At 58.2% G+C, this 648-nt stretch carries 1 protein-coding gene; it reads right to left on the bottom strand.

Translation table 11 applies throughout. The features are described from left to right. The coding region (locus tag PKE98_RS26920) for a hypothetical protein (RefSeq protein WP_271198561.1) at nucleotides 1–648 on the bottom strand (648 nt) is incomplete at both ends.

Raw genomic sequence — 648 nt, 5'->3', positions numbered from 1 at the left:
TTGGCATCCTGCTCCCGTGCCGCCACGGTTGCCTGGCTCAGGTACACACGCGGCACCAAGGCCAACTGGCCGTTCACCTCCTGGTTTTCGTACCAGACAATATCGTCTTTCAAGCCGGCAATTTGCTCGGCAGTCAGCGCTCGACCCACCACAAAACCAGCCTCGGCGGCTAACGCGGCGCCCTTGTCCATCAGCTGTTTGACCAGATCGCTATCACTCAGGCGCAGGCTCTGGGCCAGGAAATTACCCACCCGCTGCTCAACGCTTTGCACGATCAGTTGATGATCAAAATAGGCATCGCCCAGCACCGTTACACTTTGGCCTGGGACGTAGCCGATCTTGTCCAGGAAGTATTCAGAACCCATGAATTGGCTCTGATCGATGTACTGAACGCGGGTTTCGTACAGCGGTTTTATCCGCGCAAATGCATCGCTGTCAGCCGCCGGTTGGCTTGGGCGGAATAATGGGTTTCTTAACTGTTGCTCCAGCACGTCTTTGGCGCCGTCGCGCTTGGTACTGAACTGCGCATCCAGTTCCCCCTCCAGGGTCTGCACGGTTTCGCTGCCCACCTGTGCCGTGATGGAGCGCTGCGCCCCCCAGTTGCTGCCATCACCGTTGGTAAAGGTGCCACCCTCGTGCAAAAACGCC

Source organism: Pseudomonas turukhanskensis, from assembly GCF_027922365.1.
Taxonomy (GTDB): domain Bacteria; phylum Pseudomonadota; class Gammaproteobacteria; order Pseudomonadales; family Pseudomonadaceae; genus Aquipseudomonas; species Aquipseudomonas turukhanskensis.
Note: the sequence above shows the minus strand (reverse complement) of the source record. Positions and strands in the feature narration are given on the sequence as shown.